Origin of the sequence: Peribacillus sp. NPDC096447 (assembly GCF_044762725.1) — a bacterium.
Lineage (GTDB): Bacteria > Bacillota > Bacilli > Bacillales > DSM-1321 > Peribacillus.
Window position 1 is genome coordinate 76,992 of the sequence record NZ_JBIWEV010000005.1, and the last position, 22,295, is coordinate 99,286.

24 protein-coding genes and 2 pseudogenes are annotated in these 22,295 nt (G+C 40.2%); 17 read left to right on the top strand and 9 right to left on the bottom strand.

What is annotated here, in order from left to right:
- The first annotated feature begins 23 nt into the window (after positions 1-23).
- The 3 genes and pseudogenes from ACIQZD_RS17685 to ACIQZD_RS17695 all read left to right on the top strand — a co-directional run.
- Positions 24-557, top strand: a complete 534-nt coding sequence (locus ACIQZD_RS17685; RefSeq protein WP_137023436.1) for a cupin domain-containing protein — start codon at positions 24-26, stop codon at positions 555-557.
- A gap of 430 nt (positions 558-987) precedes the next feature.
- Positions 988-1,914 (top strand): CobW family GTP-binding protein, encoded by a 927-nt coding sequence (locus ACIQZD_RS17690; RefSeq protein WP_402904980.1) that lies wholly within the window; start codon positions 988-990, stop codon positions 1,912-1,914.
- A gap of 65 nt (positions 1,915-1,979) precedes the next feature.
- A pseudogene (locus ACIQZD_RS17695) lies at positions 1,980-2,126 on the top strand (DUF2188 domain-containing protein); the annotation flags it as partial.
- A gap of 57 nt (positions 2,127-2,183) precedes the next feature.
- Here the strand turns inward: ACIQZD_RS17695 and ACIQZD_RS17700 are convergent.
- Positions 2,184-2,426 (bottom strand): DNA alkylation repair protein, encoded by a 243-nt coding sequence (locus ACIQZD_RS17700; RefSeq protein ID WP_101225235.1) that lies wholly within the window; start codon positions 2,424-2,426, stop codon positions 2,184-2,186.
- A gap of 109 nt (positions 2,427-2,535) precedes the next feature.
- On the opposite strand from ACIQZD_RS17700, the gene ACIQZD_RS17705 reads away from it, so the two are divergent.
- The 6 genes from ACIQZD_RS17705 to ACIQZD_RS17730 all read left to right on the top strand — a co-directional run bounded on the left by ACIQZD_RS17705 (position 2,536) and on the right by ACIQZD_RS17730 (position 7,643).
- Positions 2,536-2,802: a hypothetical protein gene (locus ACIQZD_RS17705; RefSeq protein WP_402904983.1), complete on the top strand. Its 267-nt coding sequence runs from the start codon at positions 2,536-2,538 to the stop codon at positions 2,800-2,802.
- 117 nt (positions 2,803-2,919) lie between these two features.
- Complete coding sequence (locus ACIQZD_RS17710) at positions 2,920-3,882, top strand: YncE family protein (RefSeq protein WP_402904985.1); 963 nt, start codon at positions 2,920-2,922, stop codon at positions 3,880-3,882.
- A gap of 5 nt (positions 3,883-3,887) precedes the next feature.
- On the top strand, positions 3,888-4,574 hold the full coding sequence (locus ACIQZD_RS17715) for a response regulator transcription factor (protein ID WP_402904987.1): 687 nt from the start codon (positions 3,888-3,890) through the stop codon (positions 4,572-4,574).
- Positions 4,571-5,986, top strand: coding sequence for a sensor histidine kinase (locus tag ACIQZD_RS17720; protein ID WP_402904989.1), 1,416 nt, complete (start codon positions 4,571-4,573; stop codon positions 5,984-5,986). Before ACIQZD_RS17715 ends, ACIQZD_RS17720 begins: the two co-directional genes overlap by 4 nt.
- 19 nt (positions 5,987-6,005) lie before the next feature.
- Positions 6,006-6,443: a FixH family protein gene (locus ACIQZD_RS17725; RefSeq protein ID WP_402904990.1), complete on the top strand. Its 438-nt coding sequence runs from the start codon at positions 6,006-6,008 to the stop codon at positions 6,441-6,443.
- Between the two features lie 468 nt (positions 6,444-6,911).
- Complete coding sequence (locus ACIQZD_RS17730) at positions 6,912-7,643, top strand: CAP domain-containing protein (protein ID WP_402904991.1); 732 nt, start codon at positions 6,912-6,914, stop codon at positions 7,641-7,643.
- 160 nt (positions 7,644-7,803) lie between these two features.
- Here the strand turns inward: ACIQZD_RS17730 and ACIQZD_RS17735 are convergent, their stop codons facing one another.
- Positions 7,804-8,271, bottom strand: a complete 468-nt coding sequence (locus ACIQZD_RS17735; RefSeq protein WP_402904993.1) for an Hsp20/alpha crystallin family protein — start codon at positions 8,269-8,271, stop codon at positions 7,804-7,806.
- 158 nt (positions 8,272-8,429) lie between these two features.
- Between ACIQZD_RS17735 and ACIQZD_RS17740 the strand changes: the two genes are divergently transcribed.
- Positions 8,430-9,203: an SDR family oxidoreductase gene (locus tag ACIQZD_RS17740; RefSeq protein ID WP_402904995.1), complete on the top strand. Its 774-nt coding sequence runs from the start codon at positions 8,430-8,432 to the stop codon at positions 9,201-9,203.
- A 48-nt stretch (positions 9,204-9,251) separates the two neighbouring features.
- Here ACIQZD_RS17740 and ACIQZD_RS17745 read toward each other — a convergent pair whose 3' ends face one another.
- From ACIQZD_RS17745 to ACIQZD_RS17755, 3 genes and pseudogenes are all read right to left on the bottom strand, one after another.
- A complete protein-coding gene (locus ACIQZD_RS17745) occupies positions 9,252-10,607 on the bottom strand; it encodes an MATE family efflux transporter (RefSeq protein ID WP_402904997.1) in 1,356 nt (451 codons plus the stop codon).
- 380 nt (positions 10,608-10,987) lie between these two features.
- Positions 10,988-11,245 (bottom strand): annotated as a pseudogene (locus tag ACIQZD_RS17750) (transposase); the annotation flags it as partial.
- Positions 11,246-11,554: 309 nt separating this feature from the next.
- Positions 11,555-12,667, bottom strand: a complete 1,113-nt coding sequence (locus ACIQZD_RS17755) for a mechanosensitive ion channel family protein (RefSeq protein ID WP_402904999.1) — start codon at positions 12,665-12,667, stop codon at positions 11,555-11,557.
- A gap of 193 nt (positions 12,668-12,860) precedes the next feature.
- Between ACIQZD_RS17755 and ACIQZD_RS17760 the strand changes: the two genes are divergently transcribed.
- Positions 12,861-13,949 carry an undecaprenyldiphospho-muramoylpentapeptide beta-N-acetylglucosaminyltransferase gene (locus ACIQZD_RS17760; protein WP_402905001.1) on the top strand — a complete coding sequence of 363 codons (1,089 nt, stop codon included), beginning with the start codon at positions 12,861-12,863 and terminating at the stop codon, positions 13,947-13,949.
- A 52-nt stretch (positions 13,950-14,001) separates the two neighbouring features.
- The gene (locus ACIQZD_RS17765; RefSeq protein ID WP_101225224.1) at positions 14,002-14,145 is read left to right on the top strand and encodes a DUF2639 domain-containing protein; all 144 of its coding nucleotides are present in this window, start codon (positions 14,002-14,004) and stop codon (positions 14,143-14,145) included.
- Between the two features lie 48 nt (positions 14,146-14,193).
- Here ACIQZD_RS17765 and ACIQZD_RS17770 read toward each other — a convergent pair whose 3' ends face one another.
- The 4 genes from ACIQZD_RS17770 to ACIQZD_RS17785 form a co-directional block, all read right to left on the bottom strand.
- Positions 14,194-14,877, bottom strand: a complete 684-nt coding sequence (locus ACIQZD_RS17770) for an LrgB family protein (RefSeq protein ID WP_402905003.1) — start codon at positions 14,875-14,877, stop codon at positions 14,194-14,196.
- Complete coding sequence (locus ACIQZD_RS17775; protein ID WP_402905005.1) at positions 14,852-15,244, bottom strand: CidA/LrgA family protein; 393 nt, start codon at positions 15,242-15,244, stop codon at positions 14,852-14,854. The genes ACIQZD_RS17770 and ACIQZD_RS17775 overlap by 26 nt, the downstream gene beginning before the upstream one ends.
- A gap of 226 nt (positions 15,245-15,470) precedes the next feature.
- Positions 15,471-16,025: a GNAT family N-acetyltransferase gene (locus ACIQZD_RS17780; protein ID WP_034307447.1), complete on the bottom strand. Its 555-nt coding sequence runs from the start codon at positions 16,023-16,025 to the stop codon at positions 15,471-15,473.
- Between the two features lie 333 nt (positions 16,026-16,358).
- Complete coding sequence (locus ACIQZD_RS17785; RefSeq protein WP_402905609.1) at positions 16,359-17,138, bottom strand: undecaprenyl-diphosphate phosphatase; 780 nt, start codon at positions 17,136-17,138, stop codon at positions 16,359-16,361.
- 208 nt (positions 17,139-17,346) lie between these two features.
- On the opposite strand from ACIQZD_RS17785, the gene ACIQZD_RS17790 reads away from it, so the two are divergent.
- The 5 genes from ACIQZD_RS17790 (at position 17,347) to dapF (ending at position 22,276) form a co-directional block, all read left to right on the top strand.
- Positions 17,347-17,667 (top strand): DUF4870 domain-containing protein, encoded by a 321-nt coding sequence (locus ACIQZD_RS17790; protein WP_402905007.1) that lies wholly within the window; start codon positions 17,347-17,349, stop codon positions 17,665-17,667.
- A gap of 526 nt (positions 17,668-18,193) precedes the next feature.
- On the top strand, positions 18,194-18,988 hold the full coding sequence (locus ACIQZD_RS17795) for a hypothetical protein (protein ID WP_402905009.1): 795 nt from the start codon (positions 18,194-18,196) through the stop codon (positions 18,986-18,988).
- Between the two features lie 88 nt (positions 18,989-19,076).
- Positions 19,077-19,649: a beta-class carbonic anhydrase gene (locus ACIQZD_RS17800; protein WP_137017716.1), complete on the top strand. Its 573-nt coding sequence runs from the start codon at positions 19,077-19,079 to the stop codon at positions 19,647-19,649.
- A 156-nt stretch (positions 19,650-19,805) separates the two neighbouring features.
- A complete protein-coding gene (locus ACIQZD_RS17805) occupies positions 19,806-21,107 on the top strand; it encodes an NCS2 family permease (protein WP_402905012.1) in 1,302 nt (433 codons plus the stop codon).
- 182 nt (positions 21,108-21,289) lie between these two features.
- The gene (gene dapF, locus ACIQZD_RS17810; RefSeq protein ID WP_402905014.1) at positions 21,290-22,276 is read left to right on the top strand and encodes a diaminopimelate epimerase; all 987 of its coding nucleotides are present in this window, start codon (positions 21,290-21,292) and stop codon (positions 22,274-22,276) included.
- The last annotated feature ends 19 nt before the right edge of the window (positions 22,277-22,295 follow it).

Consider the following 22,295-nt stretch of genomic DNA (forward strand, 5'->3'; position numbering starts at 1 on the left):
CACTCATAGAGGAGGAATGAATGATGGCGACAATCAGATTCCATGAAACAAACGAGGTTATTGAAAACGGTGAACAGGTAAAAGGATTTTTAGAAACACAAGGGGTTATTTATGAGCAATGGGACATTTCTAAATTACCGGCCCATCTCGTGGAAAAATACGATCTAACAGATGCTGACAAGGAGGAAATCCTTGTAGCATTCCAATCAGAGATAGCGGAAATCTCCGAAAGAAGAGGATATAAAGCGCATGATATCATCACATTATCCGATGCGAATCCGAACTTGGATCAAATGCTTGAAAACTTTAAGCAGGAACATCACCATGAGGATGATGAAGTGCGTTTCATAGCAGGCGGAACGAGTATCTTTGCCATTGAAGGCAAAGATAAACAGTGGTTTGATGTGCGCCTTAATCCAGGAGATCTTATTAGTGTACCAGAATCAACAAGACACTATTTCACGCTTGCAGAGGATAGGAAAACTGTTGCTGTCCGCATTTTCGTTACAGCTGCAGGTTGGGTGCCGATTTACGAAAAAGACGAAGTTCAAGCATGAATCAATGTTGAAAAACCAGCTTCCAGGCTGGTTTCAATTTGTCGACAAAAGGGAAATCGGAATGGTCTCATCCCCAACCATGATTTTAAAAAACAATCAGATTATCCTTAATGGTTTTTTACTGTAATCCTTATTGGATGGAAGAAATTTGCGACACTCCTGCCGAAAAACTGGCTAGCCGAGACCCCACAGACGCTTGCGTCGAGGAGGCTTGGCAGACAGTCGGCGGAAAGGGAGCGGATTTCTGAAATCGACTGGAGCGTTTTTAAATAAAAAACTGAAGCCGAACTCGCTTTTCTTCGAATTTGTCTATGTCTGAAACCAGCTTAAGGGCTGGTTTTTTTATTTGGATCCGGCAAGTGCGTTAGTAAGATAAGTATGATAAAATTTAACCGAATCGAATTTAACCGGATTATAGGAGCAGATAAGAATGAAAACAACCGAAGTATACATATTGGGCGGCTTTCTCGGCAGCGGGAAAACGACGCTTCTTCGAAATATATTAAAGCAGGAAAGTGACGCGGGCAGAAAAGTGGCCGTGCTTTTAAATGAGCTTGGCAGTGTATCGGTTGACAGCGGACTCATTGGTGATGGAGTGCCTCTGAAGGAGTTGTTTGACGGGTGCATCTGTTGCACAATTCAAGATAAACTGGAGGTTCAGCTTCATGGATTGCTAACCGAAAATGACCTGGATGCGGTTTATATTGAAACGACGGGCGCTGCTCATCCAGTTGAAGTATTGGATGGCATCATGTCGCCGATTTTCGCCAAAAGGCTGGAGTATAAAGGGATTATCACGGTGGTCGATTTATTAAGGTGGCGCGATCGCGAGGAACTGTCTCCGCAGCTTCGACAGCTGCTGGCCGAGCAAATCCACCATGCCGATTTCATATTATTGAATAAAGCGGATTTAGTAAGTGAGATGGAGGCTGCACAACTGATATATACGATACAGGCGCTGAATACGGATGCTGTATGTTTATTGACGGAGTATGCAGACGTTTCCTTGAAATCATTGCAAGGAATGCAAAGAAATCGGCAAAATGGCCATCAAAAGCTTGATGTACATGACCATTTGCATTTAACTGCAGTCGTTCATACATTTGAAGGTGCCGTGGCACAAACCGACTTTGAAGAGTGGCTCAGGTCCCTGCCGGAAACGGTATATAGAATGAAAGGATACATTTCCTTTACACATTCACAATACCCCCATTTATTTCAATACTCCTACGGAATGCCGATGTATATGAATGAAATGATGAAAATGCCATTGAATATCGTCATGATCGGGGAAAAGTTGGATGAGGAAATGTTGATCGGTCAGTTGAAAGCTTTGGAAGCGAGAGCGGCCCGATAAACGTTTACCGCCCATAAATGAAGGGAAACATATAAGAAGACTTTCTTATCAAGGAGGCGGTATTAATGCCATGGAATAAGAACGATTACCCAAATTCGATGAAGAATCTAGATAAAGAAGTCAGGGAAAAGGCTATAGAGATCGCGAATGCATTATTGGATGAAGGATATGAGGATGGAAAAGCCATTCCAATTGCCATAGACCGGGCTAAGATGTCGGTGGGAAAAGATTGAAAAAATGGTCAGACCCATTTGTGGGTCTGACCATTTTTATTCTTGCATTCCAAAGGCGGCAAATGTCTTTTCGTCTTCTATTAATCCGCAAGCAGCACATTGCACCCGAACTTCAGGACCATTATATGCTAGATGGAACGGCTGAAGGGAATCGTTCGAATATTGTTCAACAATCTCACCGGATTGCGGATCCTTTTTAACGGGGGTTGCTACTTGCTGAATGAGATTGAAGCGAGATTTATTTGTCCGGCAATTCGGACAGCGGTATACTTGAGACACTGTACTCACTCCTTTTTTGAATTTTAAAAAGCGTGATCGTATTATTAAGATAGTCTTTACGAACTTGATCAATAATATGTATGAATTAGTAATGGATGGAAGGGATACTATGAAAGAAAATATCAGGCAAGAAGAATTACTGGTGGCTTATTTAAGCATATGGAACAATCGTAAGGTGACCGATGGAGGTGGAAGGGAAGTTTTGTCGGAACTCATCCGCCGTGAGCTCTTGGATGAAAATGCCCATCCCCGTGCCCGAAAAACAGTATTGGAGAAATTTTACCTCTGCATTAAACGCGTGATGGAATCTTCGCTTTCGGAAGAAATGAAAAATGCGATCGTCATGCTTTATATCACTGAATTGGAAAGATTATGATTTCCGATTGTGATACGGATGTTGTTAGCAAATATTCTTTTCCGCTTCATACTTTTTTCACAAATCATTGTTAAAATTTTAAAAAAATAGATATTTAATGAATAAGGAGCTTAAAATATGAAGTGGGGCATTGGGCTTTTTCTTGCCATCGTAATGCTTACTGGGTGTAATAGCGGTAATGCATTTACTAAAATCAATAAAAGTGAATCTTTTCTGGCGACTGTCAATATCAAGGATACTTCTCTGACTTTTATAGATGAAAACTATCATCCATTTGCAAAATGGGATATTTCAGAACCATTTACCGGTGCCCTGCTCCTGGCAGATAAAGATACTATCCTGCTTTATGGAAAGGAGATGAAGAATGTCCAAGTTTACTCTTTATCAGCAGGAAAACTGATAAACAGTTGGGGAATTGGGAAAGGAATCGTCAATATGCAGTTGTTACGTGATGGAAAAAGCATCGTGGCGGTCAATCAAGCGAATCATTCCATTTATTTTTTAAATGCTGATGGGGAGGAACAGGATATTGTCAAGGTTGGTAAAAGCCCCTTGACCGTTCTTCAAGGAGAGCAAGCGAATCGTTTGTATGTTATTAATTTTGGTGATACCAAATGTTCAGTGATAAATCTTGAAACGAAAAAAGTCGATTTCGAATTTCCCGTACATAGTTCCAGCACCGGCACATTATTAAGGGAAGAAAAGGATGAAATATGGATCGGAGGACACGGTGATGGGGACCAAGTGGAAGATGATCTATATATTTATTCGGCAAAAACAGGAGAATTGAAGAAGAAGCTGAAGGCCCCCACCATGCCGATAAAGTTCCTGGAGAATGCTGAAGGTATATTTGTCCTTAGTCATGGTACAAGCTCCTTATATAAATTGAATGATCAATATGAGGAAGTGAAAAGCAAAGTGGTCGGCGTCAACCCCTTTGAAATGGCGAACTTCAATGAAGATGTGGTCGTGGCGGGATATGATAGTGATGAAGTGTATGTAATGGATGCTGAAACAGTCGATGTTAAAAAAACGATAAAAGTCGGCGAAGGTCCGTTCCAATTGATGTTGAGGGAGTAGATGACATGCATGCTTACAACATTTTAGTCGTGGATGATGAAGAAGATATGCGAAATCTAGTTGAAATGTATTTGCTGAACTCAGGTTATCGATGCCTTCAAGCTGCGAATGGAAAAGAAGCTATAAGGATGGTTGAAACAGAGGAAGTGGATTTAATCCTATTGGATATCATGATGCCAGGTATGGACGGTTTCTCCGTTTGTGAAGAAATTCGTGAAAATTGGGAGATCCCTGTGATATTTGTCAGTGCGAAAGGTGAAGAATGGGATAAGGTGAAAGGGCTGAAGCTTGGCGGCGACGATTATATCGTCAAGCCGTTCAATCCAGGAGAGTTGGTCGCTAGGGTTGAAGCTGTATTGCGAAGGACAGGGAAATTATCATTGAATGAAGAGAATCAAAACCATGTCCGATTCGGTAAAATTAGCTTGAACTTACAATCCAGAACGGTATTGGTTGAAGGGAAGGCAATCAATTTAACCTTGAAAGAATTCGAATTGCTGTTATTTCTTATGCGTCATAAAGGCCAGGCGCTCAGCCGTGAACAACTGCTTGAAAATGTATGGAGCGGGGAGTATGGAGGATCTTTACGTACCGTGGATACCCATATCAAAACGTTACGAATGAAATTAAGAGCGGCCGATTACATTCAAACCGTCTGGGGAATCGGTTATAAGATAGAGGAAAAGAAATGATCAATAAATGGCGAACCCTCTCATTTAAATTATGGCTCACCATCATCACCGCCATCATCCTTTCCGTTTTGTTCGCTTACTCACTTTCTCAATATTATTATAAAAATCTATATGTGGAGAAGCTTAAAACAGATTTAGTCAATGAAGCATCATTGCTAGGGGCGGATTATACCGGCGGAGAAATCAGTGATGACTTCAAGGAAAAAGTTGAATGGTTTAACAGTAAGAATGACAGCGAGGTCTTTGTCGTCAACAATCCCAGGGAATTGAGTGCCTGTCTGCCTTTTGAAATCAATTATGATACCCTTATTTCTGAAGAAGAACGGGAAATGCTTTTAGATGGGAAAGCCGTTGAAAAAGAGGGATATGAGAAAAGGTTTGAAAAGAACATTGTAGCGGCGATCATCCCCCTTATTGACGAAGATCGCCTCGAAGGTATCATCTATACATATATTCCAGTAGATTCCATTACGGTCTTGCTAAAGGAATTTGCAGCAAAATGGTTGGCAGCGGTACTATTATTCTTGATAGTCGCGATATTTTTTACTACAAAATGGTTGAAAAGGCTAATCAGTCCGATTAAGGAAATAGAGACTGCAGCCCATCGTGTTTCAGAGGGGAATTATGACATACAGGTCCATGTAAGGAGCCATGATGAAATAGGTAAACTGGCAATAGCCTTTAATGATATGGCCAATTCCATCCATTTGGAAGAAGAAAGAAAAAAAGAATTTCTAGAAAATGTTGCACACGAGCTCAGAACCCCGCTTAGTTACGTAAAGGGATACACGCAGGCCATATTGGATGGCGTCGTGAAAAATGATGAAGAACAACGGAAATACCTTCATCTCATTTCAAGGGAGGCCCTTAGGCTGCAGCGGCTTGTGGGAGATCTGATGGACTTAACAAAAATGGATAGTGATCCATTCTTGTTAAATAAAACCCCGATTGCCTATGCCCAATTCATAGAAGACGTACTTGTGAAATATGAACCGATAATAAAAGAAAAGCAATTTGACTTACAGCTGGATCTGGATCCAGACCCGATTATTTTTGGGGATGAAGGAAGGATGGAACAGATCCTGCATAACATTTTTGATAATGCCATTCAGTACACGGATCCTGGAGGGTCGATCCATATTACCCTAATTCAGCATAAAGATGATTGCGAACTGCTGATTACTGACACGGGTAACGGGATCCCGGAAGCGGATCTGCCACATATCATGAATCGTTTTTACCGAGTGAACAAAGCACGCAGCCGTTTTGATGGCGGTTCAGGGCTTGGACTGTCCATTGTCAAGAAATTGGTGGAATTGCAAAATGGTAAAATCGAAATAGAAAGCAAGGAAAAAAGGGGAACAAAAGTCAGGGTCATCCTACCGGTTATAAAAGAAGAATGGAATTCATAAAAAGGGGATACGTTCAAAAATGAAAAAAATCGTGTTATTTTGCATGACATTAATTTTTTTGGCCGGATGCGGCAAGGAAGAGGAAATTCCGAAAATGTTAAATGTCGATTTAGCTGTCGATCCAATTCAGGGTAAAGTGAATGAGCCTGTGAAATTTCAGGCAAAAGTGACTTATGGGGACGAAGTCGTGACAGATGCGGATGATGTCAGTTTTGAAATTTGGCTTGCGAATAGCGATGACCATGACAAGATTGCAGTAAAACATAAAGGAAATGGCATATATGAATTGGAAAAGACTTTTGATGAAGAAGGAACCTATTATGTATATGCCCATGTAACGGCAAGGGATATGCACAACATGCCAAAGAAAGAATTCGTCATAGGGAAACCAAGCACTCCTGAACAAAATGGCGGGAAAAAGGAAATGGACGAAATGGACGATGAAGAAATGAAATGATGAATGACCATCAAAACCAAAACAATTCGGGAGTGAATCCGGATTGTTTTTTTTTTTTTTTTTTTTGAAAAATGGCTCAAGGCAATAGGGTAGAAATAATCTAGACAAAAGACGGAGTGTCGAAGTTAAATCGAAAAATTTGTAACATAAAAGTAATGAAAGTCATATTGTGTTGGTTAAATACGATATGTCAACAAAAAGTTATTAGTATTCAATGGAAATGGTTCTATGTAACTACCATTGACAAGTAAGGGCTGGAAAAATATGAGTATATATACCAACGAAAGAAACATAGATAGGTAAAGCATTCTTACAAGTTTTCTCTGAAACTAGGATAATAATATTTTCTCTTTCGTATCCTGTTAAATTCGATGGAAATTAATGGTGCATTTATTACAAAAAGTGCATGTTATGATAATTCCAGAAGCAAAGCACAACACAAAACGAACATCACAGGAGGAAATACGAATGAAAAAGAAAATGTTTATGTCAGCAGCAGCGGCTGCAGCTATTATATTCACAGGAGTAGGAGCTAACCAAGCTGAAGCAGCCAACTGTGATACTGTTAAACAAGTAACTTATAAATCTATTAATAAAGAGGATATGCAAAAAGTCCTTAACCAATACCTAGCTAAATACAATATCACTTTACCTGCAGCGCAGGCACAACAAACACCAGTTCAAAAGCCAGTTCAAACACCAGTTCAAACACCAGGTCAAGAAGCTGGAACAACGAACCAAGCAAAACCTGAAGCAAAACCTGAAACACCTGAAGTAACACCTGAAAAATCAACTGATGAAAAACAAGAGACAAGCTCTGAATTAAGCGCTTTTGAACAAGAAGTTGTTAAATTAACTAATGCAGAACGTGAAAAACAAGGTTTGGCAGCTCTTAAAATCGACACTGAGTTGAGCAAAGTTGCACGTATCAAGTCTCAAGACATGAAAGATAAAAACTACTTTGATCACAATAGCCCAACTTACGGCTCACCATTCGATATGATGAAACAATTCGGAATCAGCTATAAAACAGCTGGCGAAAACATCGCACAAGGTCAACAAACACCTGAAGAAGTGGTACAAGCTTGGATGAATAGCCAAGGACACCGTGAAAACATCATGAACTCAAGCTTTACTCATATCGGAGTAGGTTACGTAGAATCTGGTAACTACTGGACTCAACAATTCATCGGAAAATAATAGATTAGTAGAAAAGCGCATCCCATTATATGGGGTGCGCTTTTTTTTATGAGTATGGATCATGCCATTCCAGAAATGAAGTTTAGCGGATTCTAAAAGGATTGGACCAAGAACTAACAGGAACAGCACCTTATCATCAGTGAGGTCCATGTATAGCAACTTAAATCTCGGATACATCGATTTCTGAATACTGTGTGTTGAAACTTTTCTGAAGACGTATTTCCAATGTTGATTCTTTATACTGGGCTGAAGCCCCTTTTTTCTTAACAAGTGCGGGGAGTGTTATGACATGTCGATCCGACTCTTCAGGAATCCCCTCGATGATGGATTGGTTAGAAGTATGGTAAAGTTTCATTTTCTTTAGCCAAGATTCATTTTCTATGGGTATTCTTACAAAGACATATAAGTGAGTTTCAAATACTTCGGCATGTAAAGGATGTTCAGATCTGGCATTTTCTTTTTGTGAGCGACCATCATTTTGGTTCATCATACTTTGCATATTGTCAGGGATGACTTGTGAGAATACTTTTTCAATGAATGATTGTACGTCACTTTGCTGCATATTTTTCAAAAAGTCCTTTTGGTTCGGGTTATTCTTAAAAGAAAAAAGTGAATTCCAGGGAAACATATTGAATTCCTCTCTCCTGCTTATGGTCTGACAGGTTTATTTGTTATATTTTATGCAGCTAAAGCCCATAGGTTCTTTTATAAAATTACTAAATTATAGAAAATGGAATAAACTTATGTATAATTAAGTAAAATCCATTAGATAAAGAGGGTAGGCCTGTGGATGAAAAAGTAGCTTTTATTACTGGTGGAGCAACGGGAATCGGCAAAAGGATGGCATTTTCACTCGCGGATAATGGAATGTCCATTATCATTACTTATCGAAAAAGTAAAAAGGCAGCTTTAGCATTAGTGGATGAATTACAGGAAAAATACCATGTTAAGGCACTTGCGATTCAAGGTGACTCGTCAAGTGAAGAAGATTGCCGCAATATTTTACAAAAGATTTTGGAGGCCTTTGGCCATGTTGATATCTTCGTTCATAACGCAGGGCCATATATGCATGATCGTAAACACATGACTGAATATGGCAGTGATGAATGGAAGTACATCATGGATGGGAATTTAAATGGTTTTTTCTATTTTGCGAAGGAACTTATTCCGCAAATGCGAAGTAGAAACTGGGGCAGAGTCATTACATTAGGGTTTGAACGGTGTGAAACTGCACCAGGCTGGATTTATCGTTCTGCTTTTGCAGCTGCAAAGAGCGGCTTGACCTCCTTGACAAGAACTTTAGCTGCCGAAGAAGCTACACATGGCATCACCGTGAATATGGTCTGTCCTGGTGATATCGTAGGTGATTGGAAAGAGGGGGAAATCAGGGGCGCGAGGGCAAAAAAGGATGGTACGGTTCCAGTCGGCAGACCGGGTACAGGCGAAGATATAGCGAGGGTCGTCACGTTTCTTTGTGATGAGGAGTCAGATTTCATTACCGGCAGCATCATACCGGTAACAGGCGGTAAGGATGTTCTTGGGAAAATATATAAAGCCTAGCGTGAGAATGAAAAAGGGTGAGGCCGGTAATCCAGCCCCACTCTTTTTTCACGCCATTTTTTTATATTTCACTTGCTGTATGAACCGTAAGCGAGCCGCCAAGCCTATAGCTCCGAGAGCCAAGCCGGTAATTAAGCCGATCCAATACCCAAAGGCTCCCATATCGGTATACTTTGCAAAAAAATAGCCAATGGGAAGCCCGAGAATCCAGTAGGAGACCAGTGACATCGCAAATGTGACATTAACATCTTTATATCCACGCAATATACCCTGAATGGGTGCCTGGAGGGCATCCGATATCTGAAAGAAGATGGCATATATTAAAAAATGTGAAGTCAGCATCATTACCTCATGATCTTTTGTGTATAAAGAAGCCACAGGTTCACGGAAGAGGAATAGGATGGTCGACAAAACGAGCGACATCGTCAAGGCCATCGATATGCCAATCCAGCTATACACTTTTGCATCTTTATAACGGGTTGCCCCAATTTCAAATCCAATGACGATCGTCAAAGCCATGGATATACTTAGCGGTATCATATAAAGCAGGGACGCAAAATTCATGGCAATCTGATGCGAAGCAATTGTCACGGTATCATACTTACTCATCAAAAGGGTGACGGCCGAGAAAATGCTTGTTTCAAAAAAGATAGCCAGCCCGATGGGTACCCCAATCAATAATAAAGCCCGCCATTCTTTCCAGGAAACCCGGAAAAATTCATTGAAAACCTTATATGTCGAAAACGGGTTGATTTTTATTACAACAAGGATGGCAACCAGGGCAATTGACCAATAAGTAATGGCAGTGGCGTACCCGGAACCGACACCGCCAAGTTCGGGGAATCCAAACTTCCCGTAGATTAACAGGTAATTAAAAAGGACATTTACCGGAAGTGCACATAAGGTGATGATCATGGAAATCCTGGTCTGCCCCAGAGCATCAATGAAGGCCCTTAACGCATTATAAATGAATAAAGGAATGATACCGAGTGAAAGTGCGATCAAATAATCATGAGCAACCATGTGTACACTATCTTCAAGGTCCATGGCATTCAATACGGGGTTCAAAGAAAACGCCCCAATGATTAATATGAACAAGGCTAAAGCGACAGCTAAATAAATGGCCTGCATCACGGAATAGGAAACGGATTTAGACTGCCTGGAACCGACCAGCTGTGAAACCACCGGCGTTAAGGCAATCAATATCCCGCTCAGCCCCGTGTACACGGGTGTCCATAGCGAACTGCCGATGGAGACGCCAGCAACGTCCTGAGTGCTGTATTGTCCCGACATCATCACATCAAAAAAGGTCATGGCATACATGCTGATTTGGGTTATCAGGATAGGTATCAATATATAAAATAACAGGCGGATCTTTTGTGATTTAGTATAAGTCTGATTCATTAAAGTACCTCAATATCAATATTTGGAATTTTCAACACAATGAAAGAATTATATCACATAAGCATGTGATGTTTTAAGAGTTTTTATTTGAAGCTAAAAAAGACTTGCCGTTTTGGGCAAGTCACAGTTTGTAGACAAAAAGGGTTCGGAATTAAAAAATTCCGAACCCCTTTTGAAATTCCCTTTGAATTTTCGCTTATTTAAGTTAATAAGTGCAGAGCAAGTATTCATGGATTCCACACATGTGAAAGTCAGTGCGATATGGTATTCATGATAAAGTGCCTCATTTCTCAATGTTCGGGAAAAATTAAACGACGCTTTAAAGATACAGACCTGTTTGAACATTTCTGCCGTATCTTAATGCCAGCTGCTGAGGCAAAGAACCAACGGTAAGCCATATTATATTTGTTTCAACCTTCTTTCAAATGTTTTACGTATTGAACGAATACTGAAGGTATATTGAATGAAGGTCAGTTTAACTTATTTAGCTGGATTAATACTTGGGCGTCCTACTTTCTAAATGAAAGAGAAGTCAATGGCAGCCTCCATTTACGAACCAAATGGTTTGCTGGCACCAGTTGATCTAAAGTAATCATTTCAAGTTGATCTCGCTGAATAGAATCATGTTTAGAAAGCATCCTCATCACCTCAAGTTTTAAATAGTCTATACTAAAACAATAAAGACTTTAGGCAAAAGGGTTTATATAAAAGTTAAAACAAAGTTGATTGGAGCGGGTGTGCGAGACTCCTGCAGGAAAAGCGCGTCCAGGGGAGACTCCCGGACCGCCCGCGGAAAGCGAGTGCCTGGAGTGGAAATCAACGTTCAAATTTTACAAACCCCTAAAAAAAACTGTAGACAAACTCGATTTTCATCGAGTTTGTCTACAGTCTGAGACTTGCCGTTTTGTCTACAGTCTGAGACTTGCCGTTTTGGGCAAGTCTTTTTGTCAGTCTCGCATGGATTCAAAATCATTCATGGCTTCCATATTTGAGTCTTTTTGAAGAATGAAGGTTTGGGACGGAATGGCAATTTGTACATCTTCCTGTTCCAATATCTCCATTATTTTAAAGTTCACATCTTCTTTGATTGATAAATATCCTCCAAAGTCCGTCGCTTTCGTGAAGAAATAAAGGTAAAGATTGAAACCGGAATGACTGAACTCATCAAATTTAACCAAAATCGTTTCCGGATGGACTTCAGGATGATCAATCAGCATTCTTTCTATGTCTTTAATGACATTTTCCAATTTTTCTTTTGGTGTCGTGACATTCACACCTAAATGGAAGGCAATCTGTCTTTTTCCCATCTTGGACCAGTTGATGATCGGTTCATTCGAAAGGGTCGCATTTGGGACTGTAACTAAAGCTTGGGCAAAAGTCCGAACTTTGGTGCTTCGGAATGTGATGTCTTCAATGGTTCCCTCCACACTTGGAGTTTTGACCCAATCTCCTATGGTAAAAGGTTTTTCGGTAACGATGACGATCCCTCCAAAGAAATTGCTGACTGTATCTTTAGCGGCAAGAGCGAAAGCCAATCCACCCAATCCAAGCCCTGCAACGAATCCATCGACATTAAATCCCCATTCTTCAGCAATGATGGAGGCACCAAAAGCAATGATGATTAATTTTATGATTTTCGTAAAGAACGGCATGACGATTTGATCGACTTCAAGCCCGAATTTACCTACTAATTTCGGAAATAAAATGGTTAAGATCGAACTGATATTGAAAATCGTCCAAAAGAATAAGAAGACAAAAAACGATCTGTATATTTTCGATCTTAATTCAACCGAAGGTGAGTCGATCGGAAAATAGTGCAGTGAAATAATAACACCAATTAAAACGATAAGCCATCTTACCGGCTGTTCTATAGCGAGCATTAAGTTGGCGGCAAATTCTACTTTGCGTTTTTCTGCAATTCGTAGAAAGAACTTGAATATATATGTAGTAAATACTTTCCGAAGCAAAAGGAAGATTAGAAAAATTCCAATGGAAATTCCTAATTTGGTCCAGGCTTCGATTCCATCAAATTGATCGAGTGATTCAGAAACTTCTTGCAATTTATTACTCCTCCAATGTATCTTGTAGTATTGTAGAATACTAAGATTATAATATATTCATGCTGAAAAAGGAAAAATAATCGATGATTACATTCCTCACGGGGATTTTGCGGTTCACTGAATACTTTTTCAAGTTATTAATGGCAAGGATATATGGTAATATGGATGCAAAGTGATTTTTTAAGTTTGGAAGGTGGAAATATTGACTAAGAAAATAGTATTTACCGGAGGCGGTTCTGCCGGTCATGTATCTGTTAATGCTGCAATCATCCCGGAGTTTTTAAAGCATGAGTGGGATGTTACTTATATTGGTTCAAAAAAAGGCATTGAAAAAAACATCATCGAAACGGAATTTCCCGAGGTCCGTTATGAAACGATTTCCGTTGGTAAATTCCGACGTTATCTATCTGTTGAAAATATGAAAGACCCTTTCCGGGTCATAAAAGGAATTTTTGATGCACGAAAAATATTAAAAAAGACCAAGCCGGATTTCATTTTTTCTAAAGGTGGATTCGTTTCGGTTCCAGTCGTTTTGGCAGGCAGGATGCTGAGAATACCGATTGCGATACATGAATCGGATTATACGCCTGGTCTGGCTAATAAGATTGCCATGCCACTTGCATCTAAAATTTTCACCACTTTCCAGGAAACGGAAAAAGACCTTCCGAAAGAAAAGGCCATGTATCTAGGCGCTGTATTGCGCGATGGGATTTTTAAGGGAAGCGCTTCTGCTGGTAAGGCATTCTGTGGATTCACGAATAACAAACCGGTGTTACTCGTTATGGGCGGTAGCCTTGGGGCCGTTAAAATCAATAATATGATAACAGATAACCTAGATGCCTTATTAAAGGATTACCAGATTATACACATTTGCGGGAAGGGAAATGTGAAAACGGAATTGAAACAAAGGGGATATGCTCCTTTTGAATTCGTACATGAAGAATTATTCGATCTTTTGGCGGCTGCTGATGTCGTTGTGTCAAGGGCAGGTTCAAATTCAATCTTTGAATTCCTTGGTTTGCAAAAGCCGATGCTGCTTATCCCTCTAAGTGCCAATGCATCCCGCGGAGATCAAATCCTGAATGCGTCAAGCTTTGAAAAACAGGGCTTTTGTAAAGTCATTCAAGAAGAAGAGTTAAATGACCGGATTTTTAATGCTACATTAGCGGATTTATTGGAACAATCGGATGAATATCAGGAAAGAATGCGTCAAAAACGCCCATTCAAAACGGCAGCTGAAATGTATGAATTATTACTTCAAGTAATGGCTGCAAAAAAATAAGTATCAATCCCCTCTATGCAGCATATCTTTTTCGAACAGAGGAGGGGGTAGAATGGCTTATGAATATTCCAAAGGATGGTTCATTCAGCAGCTGAAAGCTGCAGGGATAAGCTATCATCCAATTGAGAAAAAAAAGCTGGAGCTGTATAAAACCTATATTCTTAGGCGTTTATACGACGATCTGCAAAAAAGATAAATCATAAAAAAGAACCGCAACGTCATTGACGATACGGTTCTTTTTATTTTATAGAAAATTACTTATAAAAGGAAAAAAACTGGAAATGAGGATACCTGCGATAGCCATTGCCGCACCTGCGACAGCCCCGGTGAACTCACTTTCCTGGGCAGCTTGAGCAGTTCCAAGACCATGAGCGATCGTACCATAAGCGATACCACGAGCGAAGGGCATCGTGATGTTTAGTTTATCCATCATTTTTGGAGCGATCATCGTACCCAGTACCCCAGTCAAAATGACAAAGGCTGCTGATATATTGGAATTTCCGCCATAAAGTTCTGTGATTTCAACAGCGATGGGCACTGTAATGGATTTAACCGCCAATCCTTGGAGTATGAATTGCGGAAGAGTAAATGCTTTAGCGATGGCGAAGGCAATGATCAATGTAACCATAAGACCAAATATCATGCCGCTAATTGCCGGCATTGCATATTTAACGATTATCTTTTTATTTTTATAAAGTGGTACGGCCAAAGCAACGGTAGCCGGTCCCAGGAAATAGGTGATGATGTCTTTTCCCGGTGAATAATCTTCGAAGTCCAAACCGCTGATCAGCAGTACGAGAATTATTGTAACCGTACTGAAAAATACGGGCGTCGTAAAAGGTGATGGATGTTTAGCATATATTTTCCTTCCAATGAAATAGGCAAGGATGGTTATCAAGATGCTATATGTTGTGATGAGCTCTGTCATGCTGCTTAACCTCTCCTCTATGGGATAGCTTCTGAACAGTCCAAGCTGAAACGATGAATCCAAATATCAGGCTGACTCCCAATGTAAGTGCCAATGGCAAACCGAATTTAATGAAAAGCCATCCCATTGTCATTAAACTGATTGAAATGGGGATGAAGAAAAAGGCTAGGTGCTTTACCAAAAATCCTGAAGTGAGTTCAATCCATTCGACTTTTATAACCTTCGTCTGTAATAAACCGAATAACAGAATCATGCCGATGACGTTGCCTGGTATGGGTAATTGAAGTAAATTGGCTAAATAATAGCCGAGCTTGCAAATGATGAGCAGGAAGATAAGCTGCACGATAAAAGCCAATGTTTTTTTCATGATTAAGTCCTTTCAATGACGCTTTGAATATATTGATGAATTGGTCAATTGTATTCATTATAAAAAAATATCCCTAAAAAGAATAGGGATTTGCAGCAATCTATCTTAAACATCCTATGTAAATGGAAAAAAGAGCTTTCCAGGTTTGGAAGCTCCGGCCATTATATGAAAAGATAAACAAAGCCATATTGAAATGTTCTTCGGTTTATGCTTCAAGTAACTGGGTTTATGCTTCAAGTAACTGCTGTTCGTCATCATCATGCTGTCTAAGGATATGAAAGGTGTATAAATCTTTAGGGATTTCATACAAATCGTAGATATCGCCTTCATGATTGATCTGATCATAAAGGGATTTTCTTGTTTCGTTGGCATTGACGGCATAGGGAAGCTTTTCTGCGGCTTTTATAGAGCGGATATTTTTTTTTCGAATACGCATGAAGACCGTTTCCAAACCCAGCTCGAAAAAAAGCTCTTTGAAGAAAGCGTCTTTTGCAATGGCATTATACCCTTTTCCATGATATGGTTTGCCAAGCCATGTGCCTAAGAAACCTGCACCATTTTCAATATCGTATAAAGAAATACAACCGATGGGATTTTCCCATTCATCCAAGATTGTTCGTGAAATGAGTTGCCCAGCATCTTCGGCTTCGATCGTTTGCTTAGTGATGAAAACATATTCTTCATATGAATCTACCTTATGGCGCACGAAAGGGAAGACATCTGGATGCGTCATTTGTTCATAAAGAGAAAAACAATCTGTGAAATCTCTCTTTTTTAACATTTCCGTCCCTCCGTTTGAGGGCAGTTCTTATGCGTAGTCGCTGCCCACCCTCGAAATTTTTTAAGTCGTTCATCAAAAAATTTCGGGGTGGGAATCGAACCCACTAGAACCGGAAACCGGTGGCGCACCATTTGCCTTCCCTATTTTTATTGTCAGAAAATATGCAAATCTAAAGAACCTTACGAAGGTATAATACTAAAAAAAAAACGGTTTGGGAATAGGTTTTTTGCCTTTTTTTTTCGTCAAATTTCAACTTTTTCTTGAAGGGTGAAATCGTCAGGCAAACGCCTGCATTTTTCCTTGAAAAACTGGTTTTTTCGCCCGCTTTTTTCTTTAAAATTTACCTGTGAATTGCATGAATAAAATGATTGCGCCGAGGGCCCACACATAAATGGAGAATATTTTCAGTGAACGCTTTTTTAAGAAATCGATCATCCATACTACGGCTATATAACCAAAGATTGCTGCGGCCAGGGTTCCGACGAAAAGAGCAGTGAGTGGAAGCCGTTCTACATCTCCAGTAAAAATCGGTTTCATCTGAAATACGATGCCCCCCGTAATGGCAGGAATTGAAAGCAAAAAGGAAAAATAGGCTGCGGTGGCCCTATCCAATCTGCAGAAGAGGCCGGCGGCAATTGTTAGGCCGGAGCGCGAAAGAGCAGGCATGATGGCAGCAGCTTGGAAGGTACCGATAATCAGCGCATCTTTAATGGAAATTTCATTTAGGGATTTGGCCCCTTTTTTCACTCCGTCCGCGACCCATAAAATCAGTCCGGTCGCTAAAAATTCCCAGCCTATGGTGACACCTGTTTTTGAAAGGCCATCAAACCAATCCCCGAGTAAAATGCCGGCAATCACTGCAGGAATCGTCCCAGCAATGAGAAGCAGGGTCATTTTGGAGAAAGGATTTTTCAAAATGGCAATTATTTCATTCTTATAGACGACCAATAACGCCAGCAATGTTCCGATGTGGAGCATGGTATCCAGAAAAATGCCGGCCTCGTCAAGATGGAAAATATGCCGACCTAAATATAAATGTCCCGTACTTGAAATAGGTAAAAACTCAGTCAAGCCTTGAATGATCCCAAGGATGAAGGCTTGAAATTCATTCAGCAAAAAAACATCACTCCATTCTAGAGAGGGGATAGGACAATCCATTATTTAAACTGTATGCACAAGAATGATGAACATGTCCGGATTTTATTGGCTTTATCAAGAAAAAGCAGTCCAATTTTACCTTTTTTCGAATAAAATGAAAGGAAAAATGAAACTATTTTTCATTTGATTCGTATTATTCATATGAGAAAGGAGAGAAGACACTATGCCTACTAAAGATGAAAGAGTGTTTGCTGCCCTTATTTATGTGATCAGCTTTTTTACAGCATTTATCGGTCCTTTGGTGATTTGGATATTGAAGAAGGACTCGTCACAATTTGTGGATTATCACGGAAGGGAATATTTGAATTTTTTCATTTCCTACACCGTATATTCAATAGTCGCAGGGATACTCACTATAGTATTGGTTGGATTCTTGCTATTGCCGGTTATCGGGATAGCTTTAGTCGTATTCACCATCATTGCTGCCGTTAGGGCTTATGAAGGAACGGATTACAGGTTCCCGTTGATTTTCAGGATATTATAGAATGATGTAAAAGGAGGATTCCATTCAATTCGGAATTCTTTCAGACTATAGACAAACTCGAAGAAAAGCGAGTTTGACTGCAGTTTTTTTATTTAGAACATGTTTCAGTGGATTTCAGAAATCCGCTCTCTTTCCGCCGACTGCCTGCCAAGCCTCCTCGCCTGGCGGCTGCGGTGTCTCGGCTAGCCAGTAATTCGGCAGGAGTGTCGCAAATTTCTTCAATCCAATAAGGAATACAGTAAAAAAAACATTATGTATAAACTAGTCTTGTTTTAAAATTAGGCAGAACCCCATTGTGTCTACAATAGGATTCCGTTCAATTCGGAGTCATTTTTTATATGAACCGTGTTGGGAATTGCCATTAATTAAAAAAGGGAATAGATCATATTAACGCGAATAAAGTATTATGATAACTGCTTCCATGCACTTTTAGGAAGTGGATGCCGGGCGGATTGTGGTACTGCTAGCCAATGGCCGCCCTTAAGGCGGCAATCTTTCTTGTAAGGAGTGAGGAGCAGAGCGGGATATGAATATACGTGAATATTATCAAAAAACGAGTAACTCTAATTTTCATGCATCTTGGATATCTCTTCTTTTGGCATTTGTATTTTTCATTTGCCATATTTTTTCGATGATATCGGGCAATATATTATTGATCACGTCTCCTTTTATTTTATTTAGCATTGCCCAATTTGTCAGTCATCGTATATATGAAAATAGAATGAAGGAATTGCCTGATGAACTCGTGGGGACGAATACCGGGTTATTAAAAAATGAACATGTTTTATTGACTTTTATGCCAGCACCGACATTGCGCCTGCTCCTTTTTGCGCCTGATGGGTCACTAATGGGCGAGATACGGGATTTGAATATGAAGTGGTTCATGTGGATGATACCCAATTTCTTGTCGATGCTCATGACCAAGCGATATGAACTGGTGGACCATGAAGGGCGTTTGCTGGCTAAGTACCATATCAAAAGGGGGCTTTTCAATAAAATGACGATCATGGATGATCAGGGCGGCATTATAGGATCGTATCAAGAAAATCGGTCATTCGTGAAAATCAATGGAATGATCTATAAGGAAGACGGTACGGAATGGATGCCCATCGAAACGCCGGGGAGCGTGAATTCTTTCGAGATTGTCACAAAAGACGGGGAAAAGATCGTTTCATACCAAGAAGGCTGGATGCCTTTGGAGTGGGGGAAACGATTCAAGACAAATACACCCATACTTTCTTTTTCATCAAATGTTGCTGTAATTCCTAAAATCATCGTCTTTGGTTTCTGTGCAGCCACTCTGAATCATCGTTCAAATTGACTAGGGTTACCCTTTAGCAAATCTTTTAGATATTTGATATAATCATAGTGGAATACATAGATTAAATACATTTAAAAAGGTGGTAAATATGAGTTTACTTAATGAGATTCTTGATTATAATGAACAGTTTGTAGAAAAAGGTGAATATGTTAAGTATAGGACGGATAAGTTTCCTGAAAAACGTATGGTCATCATAAGCTGTATGGACACTCGGCTCGTTGAACTATTGCCAAAATCCTTGAATGTCAAAAATGGCGATGTCAAAATCCTGAAGACTGCCGGGGCAATCGTCTCCCACCCATTCGGAAGTGTCATGCGGAGTATCCTTGTTGCTATTTATGAGCTAAAGGCAGATGAAGTATTGGTCATACCTCACCATGACTGCGGGATGGCGTCAGTCGATGCCGATTCTGTAGTAGACAAGATGATCGAACGTGATATACCAAAGAGCACCATCGATACACTGGGAGCTGCAGGAATCGATATCCGCAGTTGGCTTCGCGGATTTGATGATGTATATGAAAGTTGTAAGAACAGTGTGGAAGTGATTAAAGGACATCCTTTGATCCCTAAAAATATTCCAGTGCATGGTCTAATCATTTCGCCTGATACAGGGAAGCTGGAATTGGTAGTCGATGGGTATTCTGAAGGACAAAAATAATATATACATCGAGGCTGTCGGGTTCATTTCCGACAGTTTTTTTCAAATTTTTATCATTACTATTTATTTTTATCCTTTTTTTTGTTAAAATCGCCAAGTGTAGTTTGTCACTAATACAAACGGGTGGGCGAGGGATAAATTTAATAAGGATACAACATGAAGAAATTAAACTTGGAAACGTTTTTTCATTTTTCCGACTATGGAACGAATGGAAAGCGTGAAATCCTTGCTGGAGTGGTCGGCTATTTTACGATAGTCTATATTCTCATCGTGAATTCCCTGATTTTATCGGAAGCGGGCATACCGATTAATGGTGCAGTGATCGCCACGATTCTTTTATCTGCTTTAAGCTGTGTCATGATTGGACTTTGGGCGAATGTCCCAATTCTTCTCGTTCCAGGAATGGGCGTAAATGCCCTATTTGCTTATACCATGGTTCAAGGAATGGGTCTATCTTGGCAATCGGCTCTTGGTGCTGTGTTTATCTCAGGGGTAATTTTTGTAATCATCGCTTTTACAAAATACTCTAAGTTAATCAGTGATTCGATTCCAAGTTCGATAAAAGAAGCCATATCTGTCGGTCTTGGCTTATTCTTGATGTTAATCGGTCTTGAAAAGGGCGGGATAATCACAGGAGGTTCATCATCAATCGTCGCACTCGGAGATTTAAGCGATCCAGCGGTGTGTGCAACGGTGTTGACCTTTTTACTGGCAATCACGCTGTTCATCAAGAATGTCCCCGGTAATTTCATGATTACCATCCTGGCAGGCAGCCTCATTGCCTATTGGTTCGGGACGGTTCAACTATCGGAAATCCATTTTTCAGGCATAGACACAGCTTCCTACGGCGATCTTTTCTTTTCATTATCGTTCTTGGAAGTAAACCGGATTGAATTCTGGATAAGTGTATTTGCGATGACGATGGTTCTTGTTTTTGAAAATATTGGTCTTGTACACGGGCATGTAGACAGTATCAACCGCCAGGATGCCTATAAAAAGTCGCTGCAGGCGACAAGTGTGTCCGTTCTATTATCAGGCTTATTCGGTTCGAGTCCTACCGTTGCAACAGTAGAAACGGCAGCTGGAATCGCATCAGGAGGCAGGACTGGTTTTACTTCAGTGGTGACGGGCGTGCTATTCATTCTATCACTGTTATTTATACCGGTGATTAAAGTAATCCCTGATAGCGCCATTGCCCCCATCTTGATTATCATTGGCATTTTGATGCTCGGAAACATAAAAAAGCTGAATTTCAGTGATTTAACCGAGAGCATACCTGCAATCATGATCATCACGATCATTCCTTTCACATACAGTATTGCCGATGGAATGGCATTCGGTTTCATCCTGTACCCATTCTTGAAGCTTGTAACCGGAAAAGCAAGAGAAGTGTCAGCCCCGATGTACGTGAGTGCCGGAATGTTCATCGTCTATTTCATCATTGGTATGATCGATTAATAAATCAAAAGAGCGGTTGGAATGAGGTAATTCTTATTCCAACCGCTCTTCTTATTGGTTTTTTCGTCGGAAAAAATGGATTTAATGTAATTTACGCGATGACACATCCATCTTGAAAATGCTATGATATAGAATATTAAAAAATGAAAAATGACAAGCAGCATATTAGAGGATGTGACAGAATGATTATTGAAGGTTTAAAAAGCCATGGTTCTGGAAATGATTTCTTAATCATTGATGAATTGACTACAACCCTGACGTTTACTGAAGAAGAGCGGAAAAATTTCGCGAAGGCCCTATGCAATAGGGAGAAGCTTGGAGCGGATGGTATTTTGTTCGTAATGAAAAGTGAACATGCCGATTGCCGGATGCGTGTCTTTAATGCGGATGGATCGGAAGCCTCGATGTGCGGCAACGGACTTCGCTGTGTTGCACGTTACGCGAACGATGTTCTGGGGTTAGATAAAATGATCGTGGAAACCATGAAGGCGGATCTACTCGTGGAAAAAACGGAAGATATTTATGAGGGCATTCCGACTTTCAAGGTGGAAATTTCACCAGTAAGTTTTAATGTGAAGGATCTACCTCTTGTATTGGATAAAGAACAGCTGCAAAACGAACCATTGCCGGAACTTCATGATACCCTGCTATTTTCGGCATTGGCGGTTCCTAATCCACATTTGATCACACTCGTCGATAGTGATGTTTTACAAAGTGATTTGCAGGAAGAACTTTCAACAAAGGTCAATCAACCGAATGAACTTTTCCCTGATGGTGTCAATGTCAGCTTTGTGAAAGAGCTGGAACCAGGGAGCATTTATGTGCGGACATTCGAACGGGGAGTAGGCTTCACGAATGCATGTGGAACGGCGATGTCGGCTTCAAGCCTTGTAACATGCTCTGTTGGTTTAAACGTATTGGAAAGTGAAATATCTGTCTACAATAACGGCGGAAAAGTTAAATGCGTCGTCCATCATGATGAAGAAAGCCAAAAGTATTCAATTGATTTAATCGGGAACGCAACCTATGAATTCAAGGTATCGATTGAAATAGACTTAGATCAGCCTGAAAAATTTGAAATGCTTGAAAAAGAGGATTTTGAATTGGAAACAAGCTTATATGCCAAGCTTCAGGATGAAGTGCAAAGTTATTTGAAAGCAAAATTATAAAGAAATCTTCAAACTGCAG